The sequence below is a fragment of the Candidatus Streptomyces philanthi genome (assembly GCF_059553635.1).
Genome location: NZ_JCANQV010000469.1, coordinates 1 through 2969 on the forward strand (window position 1 = coordinate 1; position 2969 = coordinate 2969).

At 75.8% G+C, this 2969-nt stretch carries 3 protein-coding genes; 2 read left to right on the forward strand and 1 reads right to left on the reverse strand.

Going from position 1 to position 2969, the window contains the following annotated elements; genetic code table 11:
• On the reverse strand, positions 1-886 hold an 886-nt coding region (locus AC51EU_RS29070), incomplete at its 3' end, for a pyridoxal-phosphate dependent enzyme (protein ID WP_496270078.1).
• Positions 887-982: 96 nt separating this feature from the next.
• On the opposite strand from AC51EU_RS29070, the gene AC51EU_RS29075 reads away from it, so the two are divergent.
• Both AC51EU_RS29075 and AC51EU_RS29080 read left to right on the forward strand, forming a co-directional pair.
• The gene (locus tag AC51EU_RS29075) at positions 983-1906 is read left to right on the forward strand and encodes a LysR substrate-binding domain-containing protein (protein ID WP_496270079.1); all 924 of its coding nucleotides are present in this window, start codon (positions 983-985) and stop codon (positions 1904-1906) included.
• Positions 1907-2012: 106 nt separating this feature from the next.
• On the forward strand, positions 2013-2969 hold a 957-nt coding region (locus AC51EU_RS29080; RefSeq protein WP_496270080.1), incomplete at its 3' end, for a serine/threonine-protein kinase.

Consider the following 2969-nt stretch of genomic DNA (forward strand, 5'->3'; position numbering starts at 1 on the left):
CGGTGACGGCGGCGTCCAGGCCGTCGCGCAGGAACGGCCAGGCCAGGGCGGACGGCGTACCGCAGTTCAGCCCCGCCATGATCGTGTCCCCGGTGGCGCACCGCACCGGCTCCCCCCGCCGCAGGCTCTCCACCGCCCACGACGCCGCCTCCGGTTCCACCGCCAGCAGCGCCGGCCCGGACGGACGGGAGCGGTAGTGCGTGACCACGGCCTGCGCCAGCGACCCCACCCCCACCGGCACCGCGACGAGACCGGGCGCCTGCGCCCCCGCCGCGGCGAGCTGCGCGTCGATCTCCGCGCACAGCGTGGTGTAGCCCTCGACGATCCAGCCGGGGATCTCCTCGTACCCGGGCCAGGCGGTGTCCTGGAGCAGCAGCGCGTCCGGCGCGCGGGACTCCTCGGCGGCCCGGCGCACCGCGTCGTCGTACGACCCCTCGACGCGTACGATCTCCGCGCCCTCGGCGGCGATGGCCTCCACGGCCCGCGGGTGGACCCCGGGCGGGACCACCACCCGGGCGCGCTGCCCCAGCAGCCGCGCCGTACGGGCCACCGCCCGGCCGTGGTTGCCGTCCGTGGCCGTCACCAGCGTGACCGGGCCGGCCGCCGGGCCCCTGGCGGCCAGGGCCCGGTGCACCGCCCAGGACGCGCCGAGCACCTTGAACGCCGGCAGCCCCAGCCGGGACGACTCGTCCTTGACGAGGACGTGCCCGACGCCGAGTTCGGCGGCGAGCGACGGCAGCGGGGTCAGGGGGGTGGGGGCATGGCCGGGCAGCGACGCGTGGAAGTCCCGTACGCCGGACGCGTCCACGGGCGCGCAGGTCCAGGAACGGGCGGCGGGCCGCGCGTACCACCACGGCGCGCGGGAGGGGGAGGTGTTCTCGCTCATGCCCCCAGGGTGCGGCCCGCCGTATCCTCGGTCCAGCGAATGTTTCCGAAGCGAATCCTTCGGAAAATCCGAACGATCGTGAAAGGCGGTGCGCCGGTGTTCGATCTGCACCGGCTGCGGCTGCTGCGCGAACTCCGGCACCGCGGCACCCTCGCGGCCGTCGCCGAGGCCCTCTCCTACAGCCCTTCGTCCGTTTCGCAGCAACTGGCCCGGCTGGAGGCCGAGGCCGGCGTCCGGCTGCTGGAACCGGCCGGACGGCGGGTGCGGCTCACCCCGCAGGCGGAGATCCTGGTCGCCCACACCGAAGCGGTCCTCGAACGCCTGGAACGCGCCGAGGCCGACATCGCCGCCTCCCTGACGGACCTGACCGGCACACTGCGCGTCGCCGCGTTCCAGACGGCCGCCCTGGCACTGGTGCCGGACGCGCTGACCCTGCTGCGCGACACCCACCCCGGCCTGCGGGTCCATGTGACGCAGCGGGAGCCGGAGGAGGCCCTGCCCGCGCTGCTCGCCCGCGACACCGACCTCGTCGTCGCCGAGGAGTACCCCCACAACCCCAACCCCCGGCCCGCCGAACTGGAACGGGAGGAACTGCTCGACGACCCGCTGTTCCTCGCCCTCCCCGGCCCGGCGGACGCGGCGGACGGCCCCGCGGCCGCCCTGCGCGCGAGCGCCGCGCTGCCCTGGGCCATGGAACCGGAGGGAACGGCCGCCCGGCACTGGGCGATGACCCTGTGCCGCACCGCCGGTTTCGAGCCCGACGTACGGTTCGAGACCACCGACCTCCTCGTCCAGCGCCGCCTCGTCGAACAGGGCCACGCCGCGGCGCTGCTGCCCGGCCTGCTCTGGCGGGGCGAGGAACCCTCCGTCGCCCTGCGCAAGCTGCCCCGGGGCCGCCGCACCCGCCAGATCTTCACCGCCGTACGCCGCGGCGGCACCCCGCACCCCGCGCTCCGCGCCGTCCGGCGGGCCCTGCGGCAGGCGGCCGCGGCCCGGTCCGGCCCGTCCGCCGTCCGGTGATCCGCGCAGGTCGCCCTACAAGCCTCCTCCTCCCGCCGCCATACTGGACGGGAGGGAGCGCGGAGGGAGCCGCGCGACCGGGAGCGGTGAACGGGGGCGGCGGACGATGGCGGAGAGCGGGCTGATCCAGGGGCGTTACCGGCTGCTCGACATGATCGGGCGCGGCGGGATGGGCGAGGTGTGGCGGGCCCGCGACGAGTCGCTGGGCCGCCAGGTCGCCGTCAAGTGCCTCAAGCCGCTGGGCGCGCAGCGCGGCGCGCCGGTGGGGCAGGTGCTGAGGGAGCGGTTCCGCAGGGAGGCCCGGGTCGCGGCGTCCCTCCAGCACCCCGGCATCACCGTCGTCCACGACTTCGGCGAGGACGACGGGGTCCTCTTCCTCGTCATGGAACTCCTCACCGGACGCAACCTCAGCCAGCTGCTGGACGACAACCGCCGCGACCCGCTGCCCGTCCCCGACGTCGCCGCCATCGCCGAACAGGTCGCCGCGGCCCTCGCGTACACCCATGAACAGGCCGTCGTCCACCGTGACCTGAAACCGGCGAACATCGTGCGGACCACCGGCGGCACGGTCAAGATCTGCGACTTCGGCATCGCCCGCCTCGGCCGCGACGCCGGCTTCACCGCCCGTCTCACCGGCACCGGCGTCGCCATGGGCACCCCGCACTACATGTCGCCCGAGCAGATCGGCTCCGACCCCGTCGACCACCGCTCCGACCTGTACTCCCTCGGCTGCGTCCTGTACGAACTCGCCACCGGCGTCCCCCCGTTCGGCGCCGACGACGACTGGGAGGTGCTGGTCGGGCACCGCGACGTCACCCCCGAGCCGCCCCGGGAGCGGCGCCCCGAACTCCCCGGCAGCTACGAGCGGATCGTGCTCGACCTGCTGGCGAAGGACCCCGACGACCGGCCCCGCGACGCCCATGAGCTGGCCAAACGCCTCGCCCAGGCCCGGCGCGCGGAGAACGGCCCCGGGGACGCGCCGACCCTCCCGTACCCCCTGGCGGCCGGCCCCGCCCGGATGCCGTCCTGGACCCGGGGCATGACCCCCGGCTTCCCGGCGGGC